Here is a 23111-nt window from a genome sequence, read left to right as displayed (position 1 = left end):
GCGCCGATGTGATACAGTTCTTGTTGATTGGCCGCCCTGTTCTGAGCCGCGACGACCCCTTCCCTGGGGTTCTAGTTTTTATCCAACGCTCTGAAAAGGATACATAATTTTCCTTCTATCATAGAAATTCGTATCACAAAAGGATTTCGTTGGTGTATCCTACCATCCTGCGGGCGATCGGTCAGGCCCGCCCCCATTGCCATGAAAATGGTGCGCCCCACGCGGCGTGCGAGAAGAACGAACGATGCAGGAGGACGCTTTCCCGATGACGCCGGACACCCTGTTCGCCCGCCACCGCCCGACGCTCGACGCCGCGGTGGCCGCGACCCGCGCCCGCGGCTACTGGTCCCCCTTCACGGAGATGCCGAGCCCCCGCGCCTATGGCGAGACCGCGGCGGCGGACGGCGAGACCGCCTTCAAGGCGCGGCTGAACACACGGTTCGACCTGCACCAGCCGGCCGGTCCGGGCTTCGCCGGCAACGAGCGCTCCCCCTTCGGCTTCGACCTTGGCGTCACCTACCCGACGGCCGATGTGGACGCGGTGATCGCGGCGGCGAAGGCGGCGCTGCCCGGCTGGCGCAAGGCCGGGGTGGACGGCCGCGCCGGCGTCTGCCTGGAAATCCTGACCCGCCTCAACCGCCGCAGCTTCGAGATCGCCAACGCGGTGATGCACACCACCGGGCAGGCCTTCATGATGGCCTTCCAGGCCGGCGGCCCGCACGCCCAGGACCGCGGGTTGGAGGCGGTGGCCTATGGCTGGAAGGCGATGGCCGACCAGGTGCCCTCCGCCCGCTGGGAGAAGCCGCAGGGCAAGAACCCGCCGCTGGTGATGGACAAGACCTTCGACGTGGTGGGGCGCGGCATCGGTCTGGTGATCGGCTGCGCCACCTTTCCAACATGGAACGGCTTTCCAGGTTTGTTCGCCAGCCTCGTCACCGGAAACGCGGTGCTGGTGAAGCCGCACCCCGCCGCCATCCTGCCGCTCGCCATCACGGTGGAGGTCTGCCGCGAGGTTCTGGCCGAGGCCGGGCTCGACCCCGCGCTGGTGGCGCTGGTGCCCGACACCGCCAACGCCCCCATCACCAAGGAGCTGGCGCTGCGGCCGGAGGTGGCGCTGATCGACTACACCGGCTCCAGCGAATTTGGCGACTGGCTGGAGCAGAACGCCCGGCAGGCGCAGGTCTTCACCGAGAAGGCCGGCGTCAACACCGTGGTCATCGACGGCACCGATGATCCCAAGGGCATGGTCCGCAACCTCGCCTTCACCCTCAGCCTCTATTCCGGCCAGATGTGCACGACCACGCAGGTGTTCTTCGTGCCGAAGGACGGGATCGCGGCGGGCGAGGGGCGCATGTCCTTCGACGAGGTGGTGTCGGCGCTGGCCCAGGGGGTGGACAAGTTCCTGTCCGACCCGGAACGGGCGGTGGAGGTTCTCGGCTGCATCCAGTCCGAGGCCACCCTGGCGCGCATCGAGCAGGCGGCGTCGCTCGGCCGTGTCGCCCTGCCGTCGCGCGCCATCCAGCACCCCAAGTTCCCCGACGCCCGCGTGCGCACCCCCATCCTGCTGGTGGTGGAGGCCGACCGGGAGGACGTCTATGGGCGGGAGATGTTCGGCCCCATCGCGATGGTTGTGCCGGCCGCCGACACCGCCGACGCCATCCGCCGCGCCACCGGTCTCGCCCGCACCCGCGGTGCCCTGACCGCCGGGCTCTACTCCACCGACCCGGCCACCATCGAGGCGGCGCGGGAGGCGTTCGTGGAGGCCGGGGTGGCGCTGTCGGTCAACCTGACGGGGGGCGTGTTCGTCAACCAGTCGGCGGCCTTCAGCGATTTCCACGGCACCGGGGCCAACCCGGCCTGCAACGCCGCCCTCTGCGACCTCGCCTTCGTGGCGAACCGTTTCCGCGTGGTGCAGAGCCGCATCCCGGCGGCGGCGTGACGGGGGAACCGACGATGCACACGCCGCTGCGCCCGCGCGTCTGGGCCATCGAGGGGGTGGTGCCGGTGATCCACCCCACCGCTTTCGTCCACCCCACCGCCGTGCTGATCGGCGACGTGATCGTCGGCCCCGGCTGCTACGTCGGCCCCTGCGCGAGCTTGCGCGGCGATTTCGGCCGCTGCGTGCTGGAGGAGGGCAGCAACGTGCAGGACAACTGCACGCTCCACGCCTTCCCCGGCATGGACGCGGTGGTGGAGGTGAACGGCCATGTCGGCCACGGCGCCGTGCTGCACGGCGGCATCGTCAAGCGCGATGCGCTGGTCGGCATGAACGCCGTGATCATGGACGGTGCGGTGATCGGCGAGTGCTCCATCGTTGCCGCCATGGCCTTCGTCAAGGCCGGCTTCGTGGTGCCCCCGCGCACCCTGGCCGCCGGCCTGCCCGCCAGAATCCTGCGCGAGCTGTCGGAACAGGAGATCACCTGGAAGCGCGAGGGCACCGACACCTACCAGCAGCTCACCCGCCGCTCCCTCGCCAGCATGGTCGAGTGCGACCCGCTGACGGAGGTCGAGGAGAACCGGCCGAAGGTGGACGGCGGCGAGGTGCAGCCGCTGTTCAAGGTGAAGGGGTAGGGGTGGACCGGGCCACGCGGATCGCCATATCCTGCCGGCAGGAGGCGATCCATGAACGTGTCCCTGACCCCGGATCTCGAACGCCAGATCGAAGAGCGGGTGGCGAGCGGCCGCTACGGCTCTCCCAGCGAGGTGATGCGCGAGGCCCTCCACCTGCTCTTCCGCTACGACGAGGAGCGGGCGCACGGCATCGAGTTGCTGAACGAACGCATCGACGAGGGTTTGGCGCAACTCGACCGCGGCGAGGGGGTGCCGGGGGACGAGGCGCGGCGATTGGTGGTAAAAGGAAGATGAAAATCTATCAAGGGCTTAAGTGGGACAGAAGATTCATAAATTGATAAATCAAACTATGATTTTCAAGAACAGAAATAATCATTGGGATTTCCAGATAATGAGATCGTCGCCAGAGCATTCGCTTTGGTTGCCATGGCCGGCTTTGGGTTGAAAATCATGTCATATCAAGAAAAATAACGGAAATTATTCTTTAATTGCATTGCAGTGCGCAGTTGTCTTATAAATTTATCGCTTTCTAACGTTCGTTAAATTCTGGTTGCCATTGTTGGCTTGGCCTGGAATTTCCACTCTGGAGTTTCTCTAGAACAAGTCGTATTTTTTCTGTTTCTTTGTAGAGCTGGTATGTCGGATCGCCCCCGCCGATCATTTTAATCCCTTTGTACTCCGAGAAATCCACAACCGAATCAACAGTATGGGGGCGTCCATCCAAGTCTAGGCAAGAGATTTTCACCGAAAATCGCACGTTAAACATTTCGTCTCCAGCCTTGCCTGACAATTCATGGAAGCTGAAGGCGAAGCTTGTCCTCTGTTTGCCCGATCCGAGAGACGATATCCCATTCGAAAGCATGTTCAATTTCAGCAGATTATCGATCACAAGACGTTCATATTCTGTGAATTCATTTTTTCCTTCGGGCATAAATTTAAACGAAATATTGCGCGCCACACCTTTTCCATTATTCTCAACATGTACATTCATAAAATTGATTGCGGCAGGCGAAGAGAGCAAGTAAATGTCAACTCCTGGCCGAATCGCTTCCTTCCTGATCTCCTCGACCTGCTTCATCTGTACGATGCGAAGACTCCAAGTCTCTTTCGCTAGAACAAATGTCAAAATAGCAATTGCGAGTGTAGCAACAGCACTTACCCAGGAGGAGAGAGAATCAGCGGAGAGACCTATTTCTCCTGGGATGCTTGTGCCGAAAATCAACCCAATAATAAATATCAAGGGCGTCAGAAGCAAAGATCCCAAGGCAATTATTATCCAGAATGGCTTTTCTGTTCCCATTGTCGGCAAAGCCCTGAGATATGTACCATCGCCGAGATATTCGCCGTTTATGACCGCCCGCGCAAGATCTCTTCATCGTTCAGGAATTGACCGACGCGGGGCACATCCAGGCGGCGCAGGTCACGCCGTGGGCGGTCTTCGAAGCGATCCGGTGTGTGCAACCGATCAACAATGGCGAGGCGCCGAAGGGTCGGACACCATGATTTCGCTTATCAGCGCAATCCGGAACATCGCCGACGAAGCCCCATCCGGGATGTGAAGACCACCCCCGCTACTCCGCCGCCCGCGTCCACCCCTCCGCTTCGCCCAGTCCCCCGAACCGCTCCTCGAAGCCCGGCTCGACCTCCGGCAACGGCCCGTCCGCCGTCTTCAGGGTCGCCATGACGAACGCCTCCGACGGGCGCTTCAGCAGGCGGTAGAGGTTGCGGGTCAGGGTGCGGGCCGCGTTGCCGGACCAGTCGGGGGGGAGCAGGGGGGCAGGCAGCATGGGGTCGCGCAGCAGGATGCGGCGGAAGTCATGGATCAGCAGGGTGCGCAGCAGGAAGGCGGCGCGCGGCTCCGGCTCGGCACCGTCCAGCGCCTGCCAGACGGGGCGGTAGCGGGCGAGATAGGCGGCGTAGTCGGTCTCCAGCCGGTCGAGGTCCCAGCAGCCGCGCACCAACTCGCGCAGGGCCGGAAGGCCGCCGCCCTGGTCCTGGCTGGCCTTCATCAGCACGACACGGTCGGCGACGCCGAGGTCGGCCAGCAGGCGGCGCACCGCCGGCTCGTCGCAGCAGGGGTGGGTGAGGACGGTGGGCGACACGGTGCCGAAGCCGAGCCATACCAGCTCGCTCTTCAGCCGCTCCCGCGTCTCCGGTTCGATGGTGGAGGCGCCGATCAGCAGCATGTGCCAGCCGCCGTCCCATGGCCGGTCCTGCGGGGCGTAGATGCGGCGCTCGGCGGCGTGGAAACGCTCCAGCCCGCCCTCGGTGATGCGGTAATAGCTGCGCCGGCCGACCTGGGTGTTGGTCAGCAGATCGTCGCGGCACAGCCGGAAGACGGAGGTGCGGACGATCCGCTCCCCCATGCCGAACTCGCCCATCAGCTCGATCAGGCTGCCCAGCCACACCGACCCGCCATGCGGCAGCACCGCGTCGCCGTAGATGGTGACGATGAGCGACTTGGCGCGCGGCGCCACCGCCACCGTCAGCGACGCGACCAGCCCCTCGGCCTTGCGGGATCGTGCCATCCGCCAATCTCTCTCACAAACGCGTTCATTCCCGACCGGCCGGCTCCGCGACACCGCAGCCGCCGGATCGGCTGCTGTCTTGTATCACGTCCGGCGCCGCGATGCGCATCACCGCGCTGGATTTGCTCGTTGTAGAAACTGTTTGACACCGGACAATATGATACAGTAACGTCTCGATAAATCGAGAATAATGTGTCGCATGGGCTCCAGGCCCGGCGAACGCCAACTGGGGAGGACCGTCCGTGTTCCGGAAACGCCTGCTTTGCGCGGTCATGACCGCATCGGCCGTCGCCCTCGGCGCAATGAGCGCGCTGGCCCAGTCGGGGCAGCCGATCAAGATCGGCTCCATCCTGTCCGTCACCGGTCCCGCCTCCTTCCTGGGTGAGCCGGAGAAGAAGGTGCTGGAGCTGTATGTCGACCGCATCAACAAGGCGGGCGGCGTGGCCGGCCGGCCGATCCAGCTCACCGTCTACGACGACGGCGGGGCGGCGGACAAGGCGGCCTCCTTCACCAAGCGTTTGCTGGAAAGCGACGGGGTGGACGCGATCCTGGGCGGTACCACCACGGCGGCGACCATGGCCGCGGTGCCGCTGGTGGAGCGGGCCGGTGTGCCCTTCATCTCGCTGGCCGGTGCGGTGGTGATCACCGAGCCGGTGAAGACCTGGGTCTTCAAGACCCCGCACACCGACCGCATGGCGGTGGAGAAGGTCTACGGGGACATGAAGAAGCGCGGCTTCACCCGCGTGGCGCTGCTGTCGGAGGATTCCGGCTTCGGAAAGTCCGGTCGCGACCAGGCGCTGACGGTCGCCAAGCTGGTCGGCATGACCGTCGTCGCCGACGAGACCTACGGCGCCAAGGACGCCGACGTCTCCGCGCAGGTCACCAAGATCCGCGGGGCCGAAGGCGTGCAGGCGGTGCTGGTCTCCGGCCTCGGCCAGGGGCCGGCGATGGTGACGCGCGATTACCGCAAGCTCGGCGTGTCGGCCCCGCTCTACCACCTGCACGGCGTGGCCTCGAAGGAGTTCATCCGGCTGGCCGGCGACGCCGCGGAGGGCGTGCGGCTGCCGGCCGCCGGTCTGGTGGTCGCGGCACAGCTTCCCGACAGCGACCCGCAGAAGAAGGTCGCGACCGAGTTCACCAAGACCTACGAGGAGGCCTTCAAGAGCGAGGTGTCCACCTTCGCCGGCCATGCCTATGACGCGCTGATGATCTACACCGACGCCGTCAAGCGCGCCGGCGGCACCGACAAGGCCAAGGTCCGCGACGCCATCGAGCAGACCAAGGGCTATGTCGGCACCGGCGGCGTGGTGAACATGAGCGCCACCGACCACATGGGCCTGGGCCTCGACGCCTTCCACATGGTGGAGGTGAAGAAGGGGGATTGGGCGCTGGTGAAGTGACGGGCGAAGGGGTGGGTGGTCGCCGAGGGCCCCCACCCCGACCCTCCCCCATCTTCGACGGGGGAGGGGGAAGAAAAGAAGCCCTCCCGCGCGCAGTGGGGGAGGGTTGGGTGGGGGCACAGCTCGACCACTCCCCGCAACACTCCCCGGAGCCCCCATGGCCGAGTTCCTGCAATATCTGGTGACCGGGGTCACCATCGGGTCGATCTACGCGCTGGCGGCGCTGGGTTTCGCCATCGTCTACAACGCCAGCCACGTCATCAACTTCGCCCAGGGCGAGTTCATCATGATCGGCGGCATGGCGACGGCGACGCTGACGGCGGCCGGCGTGCCGCTGCCGCTCGCCATCCTGGCCGGCATCGCCGGCGCCATGCTGGTCGGCGTGCTGATCGCCAAATTCGCGGTGGAGCGGGCGCGCAACGCGTCGGTCGTCACCCTGATCATCATCACCATCGGCGCCTCCATCTTCCTGCGCGGGCTGGCCGAGGTGGTGTGGGGGAAGGAGTTCCACCGCCTGGACTCCTTCAGCGGCAACGCGCCCCTGATGCTGGGCGGGGCGGTGGTGACGACGCAGTCGCTGTGGGTGCTGGGGGTCACGGCGGCGCTGATCCTGGCGACCGGCCTGTTCTTCAACCGGACCATGGCGGGCAAGGCGATGCTCGCCACCTCCCACAACCGGCTGGCGGCGCAGCTCGTGGGCGTCAATGTGCGGCATGTGGTGCTGGCGGCCTTCGCCCTGTCGGCGGCGCTGGGGGCGATGGGCGGTGCGGTCGTGGCGCCGATCACCTACAGCTACACCGAGATGGGCATCATGCTGGGGCTGAAGGGCTTCGCGGCGGCCGCACTCGGCGGGCTGGGCAACGGGGTGGGGGCGGTGGCCGGCGGCCTGATCGTCGGCATCGCGGAGAGCCTGTCGGCTGGCTACATCTCCTCCGCCTACAAGGATGCGGTGGCCTTCGTGATCATCGTGGCGGTGCTGGTCTTCATGCCCGGCGGGCTGTTCGGCCGCGCTGGCACCGAGCGCGTGTAGGGGGCCGGAGATGACCCATCGCCTCCTCGGGTTGGGCCTGCTGGCCGTGGTGCTGGCGTTGCTGCCGCTGGGCCTGCCCAACAACTTCTACCTCGACATGGCGATCCTGGCCGGGCTTAACGCCATCGTCTGCGTCGGCCTGAACCTGCTGGTGGGCTTCGCGGGGCAGGTCAGCCTGGGCCATGCCGGCTTCTTCGGCATCGGCGCCTACGCCACGGCCGTGCTGGTCAGCACCCACAAATGGCCGGCGCTGCTGGCGCTGGCGGCCGGCGCGCTGCTGTCGGCGGTGATCGCCTTCGCCGTGGCACGTCCCATCCTGCGGCTGAAGGGCCATTACCTGGCCATGGCGACTCTCGGCATCGGCATCATCATCTCCATCGTGCTGCGGACGGAGACGCGGATCACCGGCGGCCCCGACGGTATGATCGTGGATCCGCTCAACGTCTTCGGGTTCGAGGTCTATGGCGAGCGGGTCTGGTACTGGGTGGTCGCCGGGCTGCTGCTGGTCACGGTGTGGCTGGCGCTGAACCTGATCGACAGCCCGGTCGGCCGCGCGCTGCGCGCGCTCCACGGTTCGGAGGTGGCGGCCGAGACGCTGGGCGTGGACACCGCACGCTTCAAGGCGATGGTCTTCGTGCTGTCGGCGGTCTTCGCCAGCGTGGCGGGCAGCCTGTTCGCCCATTACGCCGGGCTGATCACCCCGGCCAAGGCGGATTTCCTCAAATCGGTGGAGCTGGTGACCATGGTCGTGTTCGGCGGCATGGCCTCCACCTTCGGGGCGGTGGTGGGGGCGGCGATCCTGACCGTGCTGCCGCAGCTTCTGACCGTGTTCCAGGATTACCAGCACATGATGCTCGGCCTCATCCTCATGCTGACCATGGTGTTCATGCCCAAGGGGTTGCTGCCCACCCTCGCCGGCCTCGTCCAGGCTCGTACCTCCCTTGGGGGGCGCCGGTGAGCGCGCTGCATCGCCATAGGACCGACGCGCTGCCCGAGGAACCGCCCGCCTCCGCACCGCGCGCCGCCGCCCCGCTGCTGCGGGTGGAGGGGTTGAGCCGGGAGTTCGGCGGGGTGCTGGCGGTCGCCGACCTGTCCTTCACCATCGCCGCCGGCACGGTGCATTCCATCATCGGCCCGAACGGGGCCGGCAAGACCACGCTGTTCAACCTGATCACCGGCGTCTACCGGCCGAGCGGCGGGCGGGTGCTGTTCGACGGCCGCGACGTGACGGGGATGGCGCCCTACCGGCTGGCGGCGCTCGGCCTGTCGCGCACCTTCCAGAACCTGCAGATCTTCATGAACATGACGGCGGTCGAGAATGTGATGGTGGGCCGCCACCGCCATCTCGACACGCGGCTGCTGCCGGCGCTGCTGCGGCTGCCGTCGCTGGTGCGCCGCGACCACGCGGCGGCGGATCGGGCGGCGGAGCTGATGCGCGCGGTGGGGCTGGAGCGCTACGTCGGCACCGACGCCGCCTCCATGCCCTATGGCGCCCTGAAACGGCTGGAAATCGCCCGCGCGCTGGCGGCGGAGCCGAAGCTGCTGCTGCTCGACGAGCCGGCCGCCGGGCTGAACGCCACCGAGAAGAAGGAGATCGGCGCCGTCATCCGCCGCATCGCCGACACCGGGATCACCGTGGTGCTGGTGGAGCACGACATGAAGATGGTGATGGGCCTGTCCGACCACATCCTGGCGCTCAACTACGGCCGCAAGCTGGCGGAGGGGCGGCCGGAGGAGGTCGCCCGCGATCCGGACGTGGTCGCCGCCTATCTCGGCTCCCACGGGTGACCGCCATGCTGTTGGAGATCACCGGGCTCGACGCCCATTACGGCCGCATCCGCGCGCTGTCCTCCGTCGATGTGGCGGTCGGGGAGGGGGAGCTGGTCGCCATCGTCGGCGCCAACGGTGCCGGCAAGACGACGCTGCTGCGTACGCTGTCCGGCGTGCACCCGGCCAGCGCCGGGACCATCCGCTTCGACGGCGGCGACATCACGCGGCTCAGCGCGCACGCCCGCGTCGCCGCCGGCATCGTCCAGGTGCCGGAAGGGCGGCAGCTCTTCGGGCCTTTGTCGGTGGAGGACAACCTGCGCCTCGGCGCCTTCCGCCGCCGCCACCGGCCGGAGGAGGACCTCGGGCGTGTCTACGCCATGTTCCCGGCGCTGGGGCAGCGGCGGCGGCAGCCGGCCGGCACCCTGTCGGGCGGCCAGCAGCAGATGGTGGCGATGGGCCGCGCGCTGATGGCGAACCCGCGGCTGCTGCTGCTCGACGAGCCCAGCATGGGCCTCGCCCCCCTGCTGGTCGCCGAGATCTTCAAGGCCGTCCAGGCGCTGAAGGAGCAGGGCACCACCATCCTGCTGGTCGAACAGAACGCCACGGCGGCACTCGCCATCGCCGACCGTGCCTATGTGCTGGAAACCGGGTCCGTCACGTTGCGCGGCACGGGTGCGGCGCTGCTGGCCGACGAAGGGGTGCGGCAGGCGTATCTGGGGCTTTAGCCGATGCGGCGTCTTGGAAACATCCGGTCACGCCGCGCGCGCGGCCAGTGTCGCCGCCACACCGTCGGCCGCCGGGGCTTTTGTAAAGCGTTACAGAAAAATCTGGAAAACGGAAAATTCTGTGTCATATTGATCGGGCGGCGGATGGTTGCCTCCGCACCGCTTTGGAGAGGGGTTCGGGCATGTACACGCAGGGTCTCGACGCCAAGCCGGCGGACAACACGATACCGTTCAACCGCACCGACCCGGAGCTGGAGCGTCGCTTTCAGGAGCGGGTGGACGCGGAGGAGAAGATCGAGCCGCGGGACTGGATGCCGGACGGCTACCGCCGCACGCTGGTCCGCCAGATCTCCCAGCACGCCCATTCCGAGATCGTCGGCATGCTGCCGGAGGGGAACTGGATCACCCGCGCCCCGACACTGCGCCGCAAGATCGCGCTGCTCGCCAAGGTGCAGGACGAGGGCGGGCACGGCCTCTACCTCTACAGCGCGGCGGAGACGTTGGGCGTGTCGCGCGACGAGCTGGTCGAGCAGCTCCTGTCGGGGAAGGCCAAATACTCCAGCATCTTCAACTACCCGACCCTGACCTGGGCGGACATCGGCACGATCGGCTGGCTGGTGGACGGGGCGGCGATCATGAACCAGGTGCCGCTCTGCCGCTGCTCCTACGGCCCCTACGCCCGCGCTATGATCCGCATCTGCCGGGAGGAGAGCTTCCACCAGCGTCAGGGCTACGAGATCGTGATGACGCTGGCGCAAGGCACGCCCGAGCAGAAGCGGATGGCGCAGGACAGCCTGGACCGCTGGTGGTGGCCGGCGCTGATGATGTTCGGCCCCTCCGACGATGCTTCCGCCCACTCCGCCCAGAACATGCGCTGGAAGATCAAGCGCTTCTCCAACGACGAGCTGCGCCAGAAGTTCGTCGATGCCACGGTGCCGCAGGCCGAGTATCTCGGCCTCACCATCCCGGACCCGGATCTGCGCTTCAACGCGGAGACAGGCCATTACGAGTTCGGCACCATTGATTGGAGCGAGTTCGAGCGGGTGCTGAAGGGCGACGGCCCCTGCAACCGCGAGCGTTTGGAAGCCCGCAACAAGGCGTGGGACGACGGCGCCTGGGTGCGCGAGGCGGCGCTCGCCCACGCCCGCAAGCGGGAGAGCCGCGCTGCTGCGCAAAATCAGGCTGGAGCGCGCGGCCGTGCGTGACCGAGACTGTGGTATGGCGTCGCCCCCGGCGGCGCTCCACGTTGCGAACACGCAAGGAGGGTTCATGCGCATCGTTCTGTCCGCCGCTGTCGTCCTGGCCGCCCTGGCCGTGGTCCCTGTAGCCGCCCAATCGCCGTCGCCCGGCCTGTGGGCCGTCTACGAGCAGAGCATCAAGGGCGCCAAGCACGTCGACCTGACCCACCCGTTCGAGCCGGTGCAGGCGGTGTGGCCGGGTTTCGGCAACGCCACCTTCAAGCCGGCCACCGCGGGGGCGGACATTCCGGGCTATGTGGAGAAGGGGCAGGTCTACACCTACGAGAAGCACGGCTTCGTCGCGACGGCCTACGAGCTGACCACCGACCAGTACGGCACGCAGCTCGACCCGCCCGCCCACTGGAACCCCAAGGGCGCCACCATCAGCGACCTGCCGCCGACTTACGCCGTGCGTCCGCTGGTGGTCATCGGCATCCACGAGCAGGCGGCCCGCGACCCCGGCTACCATCTCCAGATCGCCGACATCCAGGCGTGGGAGGCGAAGCACGGCCGCATCCCCGAGGGGTCGGTCGTGATGGTTCGGTCGGACTGGTACAAGGGCTGGAAGGACATCGCCCGCTTCAACCAGAAGCCCTTCCCCGGCGTCAGCCTGGACGCGCTGAAGTTCCTGCATCTGGAACGCAAGATCCTGTTCCACGGCCATGAGCCGCTGGACACCGACACCACGCCGACTCTGGAGGGCGAGGCCTGGCTGATGCACAACAACTTCGCCCAGGCGGAGGGGGTCGCCAATCTCGACCTCGTGCCGGAAGCGGGCGCCCTGATCGCCATCGGCTACGCCAAGCCGCTGGGCGGCACCGGCGGCTACGCCCGCTACATCGCCATCGCCCCGGCCGACTGGCCGCACGGCGTGACGGTGGCCGACGCGCCCGGCGCCCCGCTGCCCACCCAGACCGCCCCATTGAAGCGCGACGCCAACGGCGTCATGCGCCCGACACCCTGACACCATCGAGCACTGGGACCCGGCCCGGCGCCGGGTTCCATCGGGAGGACACGCACCATGGCCCGCAACGAATGGCCGCTCTACGAGGTCTTCATCCGGCCGAAGAACGGCCTGAGCCACAAGCATGTCGGCAGCCTGCACGCCGCCGACGCCCGCATGGCGGTGGAGAACGCCCGCGACGTCTACACCCGCCGCGGCGAGGGGGTGAGCCTGTGGGTGGTGCCGTCGGCGGCCATCACCGCGTCGGAGCCGGGGGAGAAGGAGTCCTTCTTCGACCCGGCTGACGACAAGATCTACCGCCACCCCACCTTCTACACGATCCCCGAGGACGTGAAGAACATCTGACGGGAGACGGCCGATGACCGACGACACCCTCCGATCCGCCCTCGTCGACTACGCGCTGCGCCTCGGCGACACCAGCCTTGTACTCGGGCACCGGCTGTCCGAATGGTGCGGGCACGCGCCGGAGCTGGAGGAGGATCTGGCGCTCGCCAACATGGCGCTCGACCTCGTCGGCCACGCCCGCATGTGGTTGGCCTTTGCCGGGGAGACGGAGGGGAAGGGGCGCGACGAGGACCGGCTGGCTTATCACCGCGATGGCTTCGATTACCGCAACCATCTGCTGGTCGAGCAGCCCAACCGCGACTTCGGCCACACCATCGCGCGGCAGTTCCTGCACGACGCGTGGTCTGTCGGCCTCTACGAGCGGCTGGCCTCCTCGGCCAACCCGGAGGTCGCCGGCATCGCCGCCAAGGCCGTGAAGGAGGTGCGCTACCACCTGCGTCATAGCGGGGAGTGGGTGGTGCGGCTGGGCGACGGCACGGAGAAGAGCCGCGCCATCATGGCCGACGCCTTCGACCGGCTGTCGCGCTACACCGACGAGATGTTCGAGGCCGACGGCGTGGAGCGCACGCTGACCGCCGCCGGCATCGCCCCCGATCCGGAGGAGCTGCGGGCGGGGTGGGAGGCACGGGTCGACGCGGTCCTGGCCGAAGCCACCCTGTCCCGCCCGGCGATCCATGGCCGCCAGACCGGTGGGCGCAGCGGCCGCCACACCGAGCATCTGGGCCATCTGCTGGCCGAGATGCAGTTCCTCCAGCGCGCCTATCCCGGCGCCACCTGGTAGGGGCGGGGAGGGCGCCATGCCGGACGGCGGAAGCTGCTGGGGACCGGAGCCGGGGGCCGACGCCGCGGTGCGCGCCGCCTGGGACGCGCTGGCCCGTGTCAACGACCCCGAGATCCCGGTTCTGACCGTGGTCGATCTGGGCATGATCCGCCGCGTCGGGCGCGACGCCGACGGGCGGCTCAGGGTGACGATCACCCCCACCTATTCCGGCTGCCCGGCGACCGGCGTGATCACCTTCGAGATCCGCCGGGCGCTGGACGAGGCGGGGTTGACGGACGCGGTGCTCGACAGCGCCGTCTTCCCGCCCTGGACCACCGACTGGATCAGCCAGTCCGGGCTGGAGAAGCTGCGGGCCTATGGCATCGCACCCCCGCCGCGCGGGGCCGGCAAGCGGGCGCTGACGGCCCCGGACGAGGTGCCGGCCTGCCCGCGCTGCGGCTCCGGCGACACGCGGGTGATCAGCGTCTTCGGCTCCACCGCCTGCAAGGCCCTGCACCGCTGCAACGCCTGCCTGGAACCCTTCGACTCCTTCAAGTGCATCTGAGGCGAACGATGACGCCCTCCTTCCACGCGCTGACCGTGCGCGACGTGCGCCGCGAGACCGACGACACCGTGTCGATCGCCTTCGACGTCCCGGCCGATCTGGCCGCGGCCTACCGCTTCGCCCACGGCCAGTATCTGACGCTGCGCACCGTCATTGACGGGGCGGAGGTGCGGCGGTCCTATTCCATCTGCGCCGGCTGCGACGACGGGGAATTGCGCGTCGCCATCAAGCGGGTGCCGGGCGGGCTCTTCTCCGCCTACGCCAACGGCAACCTGAAGCCCGGCGACCGGGTGGAGGTGATGACCCCGATGGGCCGCTTCACCGTGCCGCTCGATCCCGAGGCGGCGCGCACCTATGTGGCCATGGCGGCGGGCAGCGGCATCACCCCGGTGCTGTCGATCCTGAAGACGGTGCTGCGACGGGAGCCGAAGAGCCGCTTCATCCTGGTCTACGGCAACCGGACGGTGGACTCCATCATCTTCCGCGAGACGCTGGAGGATCTGAAGGACGCCCATCTCGGCCGCCTGTCGATCCATCATGTGCTGAGCCGGGAGCCCGACGAGTCCGGCCTTCTGACCGGCCGCATCGACCGCGCCGGCGTCGCCGAGCTGTGCGGGACGCTGGTCGATCCGGCCGGAGTGCACGCCTGGTTCCTGTGCGGCCCGCAGGGGATGATCGAGGACGCGCGCGCCGAACTGCTGGATCGCGGCGTCGATCCCCACGCCATCCACGCCGAGCTGTTCACCACCGGCATCGACCCCACCCGTGCACCGGCCCCCGTGCCGCACCCGGTGGTCGAGCATTCCGGCGACGCGGCCCACATCACCGTCCTGCTCGACGGCAAGCGCAAGGAATTCGCGCTGCCCTTCGACGGCGAGGCGATCCTGGACGCCGCCCACAAGGCCGGGGCCGATCTGCCCTATTCCTGCAAGAGCGGGGTGTGCTGCACCTGCCGCGCCAAGCTTGTGGAAGGGCAGGTCGAGATGGCGAAGAACTACGCGCTCCAGCCCTGGGAGGTGGAGGCCGGCTACATCCTCACCTGCCAATCGCGCCCGCTGACCGACCGGGTGGTGGTGGATTTCGACGCGACGTGATCAACCCGTTCACGAAAACTTGGTAACCCGCCCTGTTCATCGATCCTCCGCACGTCCTATCTATTGCCTGTCGCTCCCGGGGGCGGGGGCGCAAGGACGAGAACGGAGGAGCGGACCACATGACGATTTCCAGGCGGCATCTCTTCGCGACCGGCGCCATGCTGGCCGGCGCCGCGGCAAGCCTCCCCCTTGCCGCCGGTCGGGCGCAGGCGCAGCCGGCCCCGAGCCCGGCGGCTCCGCCGGTCGGCCAGCTTCCGTCCGCCTACCGTTACAAGGTGGGCGACGCCATGGTGACCGCCTTCAGCGATGGCGCCTTTTCACGTCCGGTGGACGCATCCTTCGTCCGCAACGCCACGGTGGAGGAGGTGAAGAAGGCGCTGGCCGACGCGCATCTGCCCACCGACACGCTGCAGATCTCCTTCACCACGCTGGTCGTCGAGACCGGCTCCAGCAAGATCCTCATCGACGCCGGCTTCGCCGACAACGGGCCGCCGACCGCCGGGCGGATGCTGTCGGCGATGGAGATGGCCGGGTTGAAGCCGGCCGACATCACCCATGTTCTGATCAGCCATTTCCACGGCGACCACATCGCCGGCCTGCGCCGCAAGGACGGCACAGCGACCTTCCCCAACGCCGAGGTCCTGGTGCCGGAGCCGGAGTGGGCCTACTGGATGGACGACGGCAAGATGGCGCAGGCGCCGGAGGGGTTGAAGGGCAACTTCTCCGCCGTCCGCCGCGTCTTCGCGCCGATGGCGCCCAGCGTGCGCCGCTTCGCCTGGGGCAAGGAGGTGCTGCCCGGCATCACCGCGGTGGAGGCGTCCGGCCACACCCCCGGCCACACCGCCTTCGCGGTGACCACGGGTGGCGGCAAGCTGCTGGTGCTGTCCGACACCACCAACGTGCCGTACCTGTTCGTGCGCTATCCGGAATGGCAGGTGATGTTCGACATGGATCCGGAGCTGGCCCGGTCGAACCGCCGCCGCCTGCTCGACATGGCGGCTTCGGAGGGGATGCAGGTGGCCGGCTACCACTTCCCGTTCCCGGCGACCGGATTCATCGGGCGTGACGGCAAGGGCTACGCGCTCGATCCGGTGGTGTGGCGCGCCGCGTTGTGATCCCGGCGGGGGCGGCCCGCCAGGGCCGCCCTCCGACCGCCCAATGCTCTTGCAGCGCGAAGTGAACGCATGATATTCGTCTCCCGATAAATTCGTGACCCGCCGGACAGCGCCGGTGGTGGTCGAAGGGAGGCGATCCGCATGAACATCCTCGAGACGCTTGGAACCGCCGTCCAGGGCGCCATGAACCTGCGCGTGATCACGCTGGTGGGCGACGCGGCGGTGACCGGCAAGGTGGAATCGCCGACGGTCGAGATGCCGGCGGCCGGTCCAGCCATGGTGACCAACATCAACCTGGCCGGTGGCGACATCAGCACGATCATGAGCCAGCCCTTCGTCGATGCGGGCTACGCCGACCTGCGCACCCTGCACAACGACATGGTCGCCAAGGCGCAGTCGGTGGTGGAACGCAACGTCACCATGCTGAAGGACCTCGCCGACTGGCTCGCCGGCAAGGATCTGCCGACGCCGCCGTCCAACGGCGGCTGACCGGGCGCTCCGGGCCGGGCAGGGGGGCGCGGCATGGCGGCGGACGTGGCGGACCGGCTGCGCGAGCTGGCGCGCAACCTGCTGAGCCTCGAGGTCAACACCATCCTGAAGGAGAACATCACGGCGGAGCGGATGCCCGCCGTGGGGCACACCCTGCTGGACATTGCCGGCGAATACGCCCGCTTCCTGTGCGACGTGGGCTACGACCTCGATCCCTACTTCGCCGGGGGGGCCGCCGACGCGTCGGCCGTGGTGTCCGGCTGGCGGGCGAGCCGGGCTTTCGACAGCGCCGCCCTGACCATCAGCGTGGAGACCTTCGACCGGCTGCGCTGGGCGGCCAAATCGGCATGGGGCAACGCCGCCGCGGCGCCGGATGGCCTGACCGCCGTGCAGAAATCCATCCTCGACCGCATCTGCAACAACGCCGACACGCTGAAGGAAATCCTGAAGCGCCCGGACGCGGCGAAGGCGATCCCGCTCGGCGCCACCCGCGCCGACCTGCTCGCCCGCCGCAACGACGACTCCAACACGCAAGCCGACCTGCCCGTCGAGGACCTGCTGGCACTCCGCAAGATCTGGGAGGTCGGGACGGAGGAGGTGGTGGCCCAGACCGTCATCCATCTCGACGGCGATGTGGTGACCCGCGTGCGCGACCTGTCCCGCCAGCCCGGCGGCGATGTGCTGCTCCACGTGCACCGGCAGAGCGTCGATGTCGCGGTGTCGAGCTGGCGCTACCTGCTGGAGGTGCTCGGGCACATCGCAGGCACGGCCGCCGACGCGCTCTTCAAGCGCTGACCCGTGCATGCTCGGACGGCTGACCGAGTGGGCGGAGCGTGCGGCGGGGCTCGGCCGGCTCCGCGATCTGATCGTCCACAACGAGATCCGCGTGGCCTCCAGCGACCCGGCGGCGGGTGAGCGGCCATATGCCATCACCATCCTGCAGGTCGATGGTGATCTGGTGATGGCGGTGCGGCCGTCCTGGCTGAAGGCCGCGGACGACCGGCAGCGGCGGGCGCTGCTGGACGCCCATTTGCGGAAGGTGCGGAGCGAGCTGGGGGGCATCGCCGCCGGGCTCGCGCACGCCCGGCAGGCGGCCCGGTGGTTGCTCGCGGGGGCCGCGCTGTGGGCCGGCGGGGCGGCTCTCGTCACGGCCCCGCTGGCCGATTCGCTGGCCGGCTATGCCCGCGCGGCCGCTATGGCTGCCGCCGCCGGGCTGCTGCCCGCCGCACTCGGGCTCGCCATGAAGACCCTGTTCCGACGGTGGCTGCGGTGGCGCGGGCGGATGGCCGGGCGGGCGTGACGCCATGACGCATCGCCGCAGGGCTGGATACCGCGTCCGCCTTGCACGCAGGGGCGAATCTCCGCAAGATCGTGTCACCATTGAGGACGGCCTGTTGCGGCGACCCGGTGCCGGCGGTTCACCACCGGTCACGGCGCGAGGCAACCGTCGGTGCAGGAGATACGAATGAAGTTTCTGGTACTCGCGTTGGCGACCGCGATCTCCGCGCTGCCGCAGGCGGCGCTGGCTCACACCTTCGGCGCCCATGACGCCGGCTTTGCCCATGGCTTCCTTCACCCGATCGGCGGGTGGGACCATCTGCTGGCCATGGTGGCCGTGGGGTTGTGGGCGGCCCAGCGCGGCGGCCGGGCGCTGTGGGCGCTTCCCCTGGCCTTCGTCGGCGCCATGGTCGCCGGCGGTTCGCTCGGCATGGTTGGCCTGGAGCTGCCGGCGGTGGAAACCGGCATCCTGCTGTCGGTCCTGGTGTTCGGCGCGCTGATCACCTTCGCCGTCGCGATGCCGCTGCCGGCCGCCGCCGCGGTGGTCGCCCTGTTCGGCGTGTTCCACGGCCATGCCCACGGCATGGAGATGCCGGAAGCCGCGCAGCCGATGCTCTACGCGGCGGGATTCGTGCTGGCCACCGCGCTGCTCCACACCGGCGGCATCGTCGCCGCATCGTCTCTGCTGCGCTCCATCCGTGGCGAGCTGGGCTCGTTCGCGGTGCGCGGCGCGGGTGCCGCGGTTGGTCTCGGCGGCGTGGCGCTCGCCGTTCTCGGCTGACCCGGCGTTGATTTTCGGATGCGGGGCCGCCTTCGGGCGGCCCTTCGTCGTTGTGCGGGGGGTTCCGCGTCACCGCCACGGCACCGCGGCCACCCGGGTGGTGGGGGCCGGGGCGGGGAAGGGCGGGGGAAGCTCGTCGAGGCCGCGCAGGGCCTGGGCGCGCTGGAAGGCGTAGGCGTCGCTGGTGAAGCGGCGCAGCAGCTCGTCGTAGCTGTCCCGCGCCACAGTGTCGCACCCACGCGCACGGAACACCTCCGCCTGGAGCAGCAGCACGTCCGCCTCCAGCCCGCTGCGGGCGACGACATCACCGCCCGTGGCGATGTACCAGTTGTCGTAGGCGGCCCAGACCTCGCCGATGGCCGGGCCGGTGCAGCGGCCGTCCGCGAGGGCGGCGGCAAGCGCCTGCCGGTAGGCCGCGTCCGCCGTGGTCGGCGCGGAGGTGGTGCAGCCCACCGCCGCCAGTGTCAGGACCGCGACGGCGAGCAGGGACGGCAGGCGGATCATCGGCCTCTCCCCCTTGGTTTCCATGCCCTCACAGAGTCGGCGCAACCGGTTAACCGGCCGTTGATGCGACGGATCCGGCGCAACCCGCCGTTTTGCCGCGTGGTCGTGCGTTCACGGTAAAATTCGGAAGGCCAAACCGCCATTCTCCTGTTGTTGACCAAAGTCGCGGCCTGGTTCAACGCTGTCGTCATTCCTCATTGGTGGTAAGTCTTTCGATTGACAGGCGACTGCAATCGCTGTTTGCTGACTGTCACGGGAGAGTGGAGAAAGAAAGTAATTTTCTAAATCTTTAGAAGATCCTGCCGTGATATTCGGAACGGAGATTGTGGATGCGCGCTCTTCTGATCGAGCCGGATGATGGTATCGCCGCGGCGATCGGCCGGCAATTGGATGGAGCCGATGTTGCGCATCATCGTGCCGTCGCGGCGGCGCTCGACGACGCGATGCTTGCCCCTGGACGCGAGTTCGACGCGTATGACGCCGTCATCATCGGCAGCATGGAGGATGCCGGCGGATTCGTGGCGGCGTTGCGCAACCATGGCGTGCGCACCATCGTGCTCTGCCTGATCGACCGGCGCTGCACCGCGACCACGGTGGAGTTGCTGCGCGCCGGGGCGGACGATGTGATCGTCAAGCCGGTGGCCAGCGCGGAGATCCGGGCGCGGATCGAGGCCACCCGGCGGCGCGTCCATGGCTTCACCACCAACGCGGTGCGCGCCGGCCGGCTGACCGTGTTCCTGGACGGCCGCGATCCGGAGGTGGACGGGGAACGGCTGCGGCTGAGCCAGCGCGAGCACGCCATCCTCGGCGTCCTGGCTTTGAACCACCGCCGCGTGGTGTCCAAGGAGTGCATCTACGAGGCGGTCTACGGCCTGTCCGGGGCCGATCCGATCGACAAGGTGATCGACGTCTACATTTGCAAACTTCGCAAAAAGATCGCCGGATCGACCGGCGGCGGCAAATACATCGAAACCGTCTACGGCCGCGGCTACAAATTCGAAGCCCCCGCGGACGCCGCCGGAACCGTTGCCGGACGGGCTTCCCACGCGGTTTCCGCCGTGCCGGGACGGGGTTCGCTGCTGCACGCCGCGGACCGCTGAGCGGTCTTGAGGGTGCGCCGCAGCATCCGTATCGGAATGGTCATACCATTTTCCGGGAAGTCCGTGATCTGACTGACTTTTCGCCTCGTATACCGACATGATGTCACGGTATGACCCCCGTCGTTGACAGGGGGGTTTGCAGAGGCGTAATTGATCCCCCGATTTTCGGATGCACGTTCCGTCCGTTGCAGCTCTCCCCGCCGACGCGGTGGCCTCCATGCCGCGCGGTCGCCGAACAGAGGACGACAAGAATGGCAAACGGCAGCAGCAGGCCGCTTTCCCCGCACCTTCAAGTCTATCGCTGGCAGTGGACCATGGCCCTGTCGATCCTCCACAGGGCGACCGGCATCGCGCTGACCGTCGGCACGCTGCTGCTCGCTTGGTGGCTGATCGCCGCCGCGGCCGGCCCCGCAGCCTTCGCACGCGCGCAGGGCTTCATCGGGTCGGGGCTCGGCATGCTGATGCTGTTCGGCTGGACCTTCGCGCTCTACTACCATCTGTGCGCGGGCATCCGTCACCTGGTGTGGGACGCGGGTTACGGGTTCGAGCTGCAGTACGCCCAGCGTGGCGCCTACATCGTGATCGGGGCGGCCGTCGGATTGACGATCATGTCCTGGATCATCGGCCTGGCCGTGTGGTGAGGAGAGAGACCATGGCGAACGACACCGCCAAGCAACTGCGCAACCCCCTCCAGAAGGCCCGCGGCCTGGGTTCGGCCAAGCATGGTGCGGAGCACTGGTGGGGCCAGCGCCTCACCTCGCTGGCGCTGATCCCGCTGACCCTGTGGTTCGTGCTGGGCGTCATCGGCCATCTCGGCGCCGACCACGCCGCCTTCCAGGCCTGGATGCGCTCGCCGGTCACCGCGGCCATGATGATCCTGACGGTCGCCGTCACCTTCCATCACGCCGCCAGTGGCATGCAGGTCGTCTACGAGGACTACCTGCATGTCGAGTGGCAGAAGCTGGCCGCCGACATCGTCACCAAGTTCCTGTGCTACGGGCTGGCCGCGGCCTGCATCGTGTCCGTCCTCAAGCTTTCGTTCGGAGCCTGACGCGCCATGGCGAACGCCTACCAGATCATCGACCACACCTATGACGTCGTCGTCGTCGGTGCCGGCGGCGCCGGCCTGCGCGCCACCTTCGGCATGGCGGAGAAGGGGCTGAAGACCGCCTGCATCACCAAGGTGTTCCCCACCCGCAGCCACACCGTGGCGGCGCAGGGCGGCATCTCGGCGGCTCTCGGCAACATGAGCGAGGACGACTGGCGTTTCCACATGTACGACACCGTCAAGGGGTCGGACTGGCTGGGCGACCAGGACGCCATCGAGTACATGTGCCGCGAGGCGATCCCGGCCATCATCGAGCTGGAGCATTACGGCGTGCCCTTCTCGCGCACGCCGGAGGGCAAGATCTACCAGCGCGCCTTCGGCGGCATGACCGCGGAATACGGCAAGAAGCAGGCCTACCGCACCTGCGCGGCGGCCGACCGCACCGGCCACGCCATGCTGCACACCCTCTACCAGCAGGCGCTCAAGCACGAGGCGGAGTTCTTCATCGAATACTTCGCGCTCGACCTGATCATGGACGCCGACGGCGCCTGCCGCGGCGTGATGGCCTGGAACCTGGACGACGGCACCATCCACCGCTTCCGCGCGCAGGAGACGGTGCTGGCGACCGGCGGTTACGGCCGCGCCTACTTCTCCTGCACCTCGGCCCACACCTGCACCGGCGACGGCGGCGGCATGGTGGCGCGCGCCGGGCTGCCGCTCCAGGACATGGAGTTCGTGCAGTTCCACCCCACCGGCATCTACGGCTCGGGCTGCCTGATCACCGAGGGTGTGCGCGGCGAGGGCGGCTACCTCACCAACTCGCAGGGCGAGCGCTTCATGGAGCGCTACGCCCCGTCGGCCAAGGATCTGGCGAGCCGCGACGTGGTCAGCCGCTCGATGACCATCGAGATCCGCGAGGGCCGCGGCGTCGGCCCGCAGAAGGACCACATCCACCTGCATCTGGAGCATCTGCCGGCGGACATCATCCACCAGCGGCTGCCCGGCATCGCCGAGACGGCGAAGATCTTCGCCGGCGTGGACGTGACGAAGGAGCCGATCCCGGTTCTGCCGACCGTCCACTACAACATGGGCGGCATCCCGACCAACGTTCACTGCGAGGTGGTGCGCCCGACGGCCGAGAACCCGGACGCCATCGTGCCCGGCCTGATGGCCATCGGCGAGGCGGCCTGCGTGTCGGTGCACGGCGCCAACCGGCTCGGCTCCAACTCGCTGCTCGACCTCGTGGTGTTCGGCCGCGCCGCCGCCATCCGCGCCTCGCAGGTGGTGGAGAAGGGGTCGTCGCACAAGCCGCTGCCGTCCGACAGCTCCGACTTGGCGCTGGACCGGCTGGATCGTCTGCGCAACGCCAAGGGCAGCATCAAGACCTCGGCGCTCCGCGGCGAGATGCAGCGGGTGATGCAGAACAACTGCGCCGTCTTCCGCACCGGCGAGGTGCTGGAGGAGGGCTGCCAGCTCATCGATCAGGCCTTCGCCAAGCGCGGCGACGTGGCGATCAGCGACCGCACGCTGGTGTGGAACTCCGATCTGGTCGAGGCGATCGAGCTGGACAACCTGCTCTATCAGGCGGTCGCCACGCTGCATTCCGCCCGCAACCGGCTGGAGAGCCGCGGCGCCCACGCCCGCGAGGACTACGCCGACCGCGACGACGAGAACTGGATGAAGCACACGGCCATCTGGGTGTCGGAGAAGGGCGAGACGACCATCGACTACCGCCCGGTGCACCTCTACACCCTGACCAACGAGGTCCAGGTGTTCCCGCCCAAGGCCCGCGTGTACTGACCCGAG

General features: G+C 68.1%; 26 protein-coding genes. 23 read left to right on the top strand and 3 right to left on the bottom strand.

Features of this window, described 5'->3' with window-relative positions:
• Positions 1–244: 244 nt before the first annotated feature.
• Genes paaN through HL658_RS20795 form a run of 3 tightly spaced genes read left to right on the top strand, consistent with a single transcriptional unit; the run spans position 245 to position 2865 of the window.
• Positions 245–1939 (top strand): phenylacetic acid degradation protein PaaN, encoded by a 1695-nt coding sequence (paaN, locus tag HL658_RS20805; protein ID WP_246337748.1) that lies wholly within the window; start codon positions 245–247, stop codon positions 1937–1939.
• Between the two features lie 14 nt (positions 1940–1953).
• Positions 1954–2571, top strand: a complete 618-nt coding sequence (locus HL658_RS20800) for a phenylacetic acid degradation protein PaaY (RefSeq protein WP_180284525.1) — start codon at positions 1954–1956, stop codon at positions 2569–2571.
• A gap of 51 nt (positions 2572–2622) precedes the next feature.
• On the top strand, positions 2623–2865 hold the full coding sequence (locus HL658_RS20795) for a type II toxin-antitoxin system ParD family antitoxin (protein WP_180284524.1): 243 nt from the start codon (positions 2623–2625) through the stop codon (positions 2863–2865).
• 235 nt (positions 2866–3100) lie between these two features.
• Here HL658_RS20795 and HL658_RS20790 read toward each other — a convergent pair whose 3' ends face one another.
• Positions 3101–3835, bottom strand: a complete 735-nt coding sequence (locus HL658_RS20790; RefSeq protein ID WP_180284523.1) for a hypothetical protein — start codon at positions 3833–3835, stop codon at positions 3101–3103.
• Between the two features lie 307 nt (positions 3836–4142).
• Positions 4143–5099 (bottom strand): phenylacetic acid degradation operon negative regulatory protein PaaX, encoded by a 957-nt coding sequence (gene paaX / locus HL658_RS20785; protein ID WP_180284522.1) that lies wholly within the window; start codon positions 5097–5099, stop codon positions 4143–4145.
• Positions 5100–5371: 272 nt separating this feature from the next.
• On the opposite strand from paaX, the gene HL658_RS20780 reads away from it, so the two are divergent.
• The 16 genes from HL658_RS20780 to HL658_RS20705 all read left to right on the top strand — a co-directional run bounded on the left by HL658_RS20780 (position 5372) and on the right by HL658_RS20705 (position 18653).
• Positions 5372–6499, top strand: coding sequence for an ABC transporter substrate-binding protein (locus HL658_RS20780; protein WP_180284640.1), 1128 nt, complete (start codon positions 5372–5374; stop codon positions 6497–6499).
• Between the two features lie 157 nt (positions 6500–6656).
• Positions 6657–7529 carry a branched-chain amino acid ABC transporter permease gene (locus HL658_RS20775; protein ID WP_180284521.1) on the top strand — a complete coding sequence of 291 codons (873 nt, stop codon included), beginning with the start codon at positions 6657–6659 and terminating at the stop codon, positions 7527–7529.
• 10 nt (positions 7530–7539) lie between these two features.
• Complete coding sequence (locus tag HL658_RS20770) at positions 7540–8487, top strand: branched-chain amino acid ABC transporter permease (protein WP_180284520.1); 948 nt, start codon at positions 7540–7542, stop codon at positions 8485–8487.
• A 29-nt stretch (positions 8488–8516) separates the two neighbouring features.
• The gene (locus HL658_RS20765) at positions 8517–9317 is read left to right on the top strand and encodes an ABC transporter ATP-binding protein (protein WP_246337759.1); all 801 of its coding nucleotides are present in this window, start codon (positions 8517–8519) and stop codon (positions 9315–9317) included.
• Positions 9318–9322: 5 nt separating this feature from the next.
• Entirely contained in the window at positions 9323–10024 is a 702-nt protein-coding gene (locus HL658_RS20760) for an ABC transporter ATP-binding protein (RefSeq protein WP_180284519.1), read from the top strand.
• A gap of 182 nt (positions 10025–10206) precedes the next feature.
• Complete coding sequence (gene paaA / locus HL658_RS20755; RefSeq protein ID WP_180284518.1) at positions 10207–11229, top strand: 1,2-phenylacetyl-CoA epoxidase subunit PaaA; 1023 nt, start codon at positions 10207–10209, stop codon at positions 11227–11229.
• A gap of 64 nt (positions 11230–11293) precedes the next feature.
• Positions 11294–12226: a cyclase family protein gene (locus HL658_RS20750; RefSeq protein WP_180284517.1), complete on the top strand. Its 933-nt coding sequence runs from the start codon at positions 11294–11296 to the stop codon at positions 12224–12226.
• Between the two features lie 57 nt (positions 12227–12283).
• The gene (gene paaB, locus HL658_RS20745; protein ID WP_180284516.1) at positions 12284–12571 is read left to right on the top strand and encodes a 1,2-phenylacetyl-CoA epoxidase subunit PaaB; all 288 of its coding nucleotides are present in this window, start codon (positions 12284–12286) and stop codon (positions 12569–12571) included.
• A 13-nt stretch (positions 12572–12584) separates the two neighbouring features.
• The gene (gene paaC / locus HL658_RS20740; protein WP_180284515.1) at positions 12585–13352 is read left to right on the top strand and encodes a 1,2-phenylacetyl-CoA epoxidase subunit PaaC; all 768 of its coding nucleotides are present in this window, start codon (positions 12585–12587) and stop codon (positions 13350–13352) included.
• Between the two features lie 16 nt (positions 13353–13368).
• Positions 13369–13896: a 1,2-phenylacetyl-CoA epoxidase subunit PaaD gene (gene paaD, locus HL658_RS20735; RefSeq protein WP_180284514.1), complete on the top strand. Its 528-nt coding sequence runs from the start codon at positions 13369–13371 to the stop codon at positions 13894–13896.
• 8 nt (positions 13897–13904) lie between these two features.
• Positions 13905–14990, top strand: coding sequence for a 1,2-phenylacetyl-CoA epoxidase subunit PaaE (gene paaE / locus HL658_RS20730; protein ID WP_180284513.1), 1086 nt, complete (start codon positions 13905–13907; stop codon positions 14988–14990).
• A 119-nt stretch (positions 14991–15109) separates the two neighbouring features.
• Positions 15110–16105, top strand: a complete 996-nt coding sequence (locus tag HL658_RS20725; RefSeq protein WP_180284512.1) for an MBL fold metallo-hydrolase — start codon at positions 15110–15112, stop codon at positions 16103–16105.
• 141 nt (positions 16106–16246) lie between these two features.
• On the top strand, positions 16247–16594 hold the full coding sequence (locus HL658_RS20720) for a hypothetical protein (protein ID WP_180284511.1): 348 nt from the start codon (positions 16247–16249) through the stop codon (positions 16592–16594).
• 33 nt (positions 16595–16627) lie between these two features.
• A complete protein-coding gene (locus HL658_RS20715; protein ID WP_180284510.1) occupies positions 16628–17389 on the top strand; it encodes a hypothetical protein in 762 nt (253 codons plus the stop codon).
• A gap of 7 nt (positions 17390–17396) precedes the next feature.
• On the top strand, positions 17397–17894 hold the full coding sequence (locus tag HL658_RS20710; RefSeq protein WP_180284509.1) for a hypothetical protein: 498 nt from the start codon (positions 17397–17399) through the stop codon (positions 17892–17894).
• Positions 17895–18059: 165 nt separating this feature from the next.
• Positions 18060–18653, top strand: a complete 594-nt coding sequence (locus tag HL658_RS20705) for a HupE/UreJ family protein (protein ID WP_180284508.1) — start codon at positions 18060–18062, stop codon at positions 18651–18653.
• Between the two features lie 69 nt (positions 18654–18722).
• Here the strand turns inward: HL658_RS20705 and HL658_RS20700 are convergent, their stop codons facing one another.
• The gene (locus HL658_RS20700) at positions 18723–19157 is read right to left on the bottom strand and encodes a hypothetical protein (RefSeq protein WP_180284507.1); all 435 of its coding nucleotides are present in this window, start codon (positions 19155–19157) and stop codon (positions 18723–18725) included.
• Positions 19158–19486: 329 nt separating this feature from the next.
• Here HL658_RS20700 and HL658_RS20695 point away from each other — a divergent pair, with 329 nt between their 5' ends.
• The 4 genes from HL658_RS20695 to sdhA all read left to right on the top strand — a co-directional run bounded on the left by HL658_RS20695 (position 19487) and on the right by sdhA (position 23105).
• Positions 19487–20257, top strand: coding sequence for a response regulator transcription factor (locus HL658_RS20695; protein WP_180284506.1), 771 nt, complete (start codon positions 19487–19489; stop codon positions 20255–20257).
• A gap of 251 nt (positions 20258–20508) precedes the next feature.
• The gene (gene sdhC / locus HL658_RS20690; protein WP_180284505.1) at positions 20509–20898 is read left to right on the top strand and encodes a succinate dehydrogenase, cytochrome b556 subunit; all 390 of its coding nucleotides are present in this window, start codon (positions 20509–20511) and stop codon (positions 20896–20898) included.
• Between the two features lie 11 nt (positions 20899–20909).
• Positions 20910–21308, top strand: a complete 399-nt coding sequence (gene sdhD, locus HL658_RS20685) for a succinate dehydrogenase, hydrophobic membrane anchor protein (protein ID WP_180284504.1) — start codon at positions 20910–20912, stop codon at positions 21306–21308.
• A gap of 6 nt (positions 21309–21314) precedes the next feature.
• Positions 21315–23105 (top strand): succinate dehydrogenase flavoprotein subunit, encoded by a 1791-nt coding sequence (gene sdhA / locus HL658_RS20680; protein ID WP_180284503.1) that lies wholly within the window; start codon positions 21315–21317, stop codon positions 23103–23105.
• Positions 23106–23111 lie beyond the last annotated feature (6 nt).

The organism is Azospirillum oleiclasticum (genome assembly GCF_013423485.1).
GTDB classification, from domain to species: Bacteria; Pseudomonadota; Alphaproteobacteria; order Azospirillales; family Azospirillaceae; genus Azospirillum; species Azospirillum oleiclasticum.
This window is presented reverse-complemented; position numbering and strand designations above follow the sequence as displayed.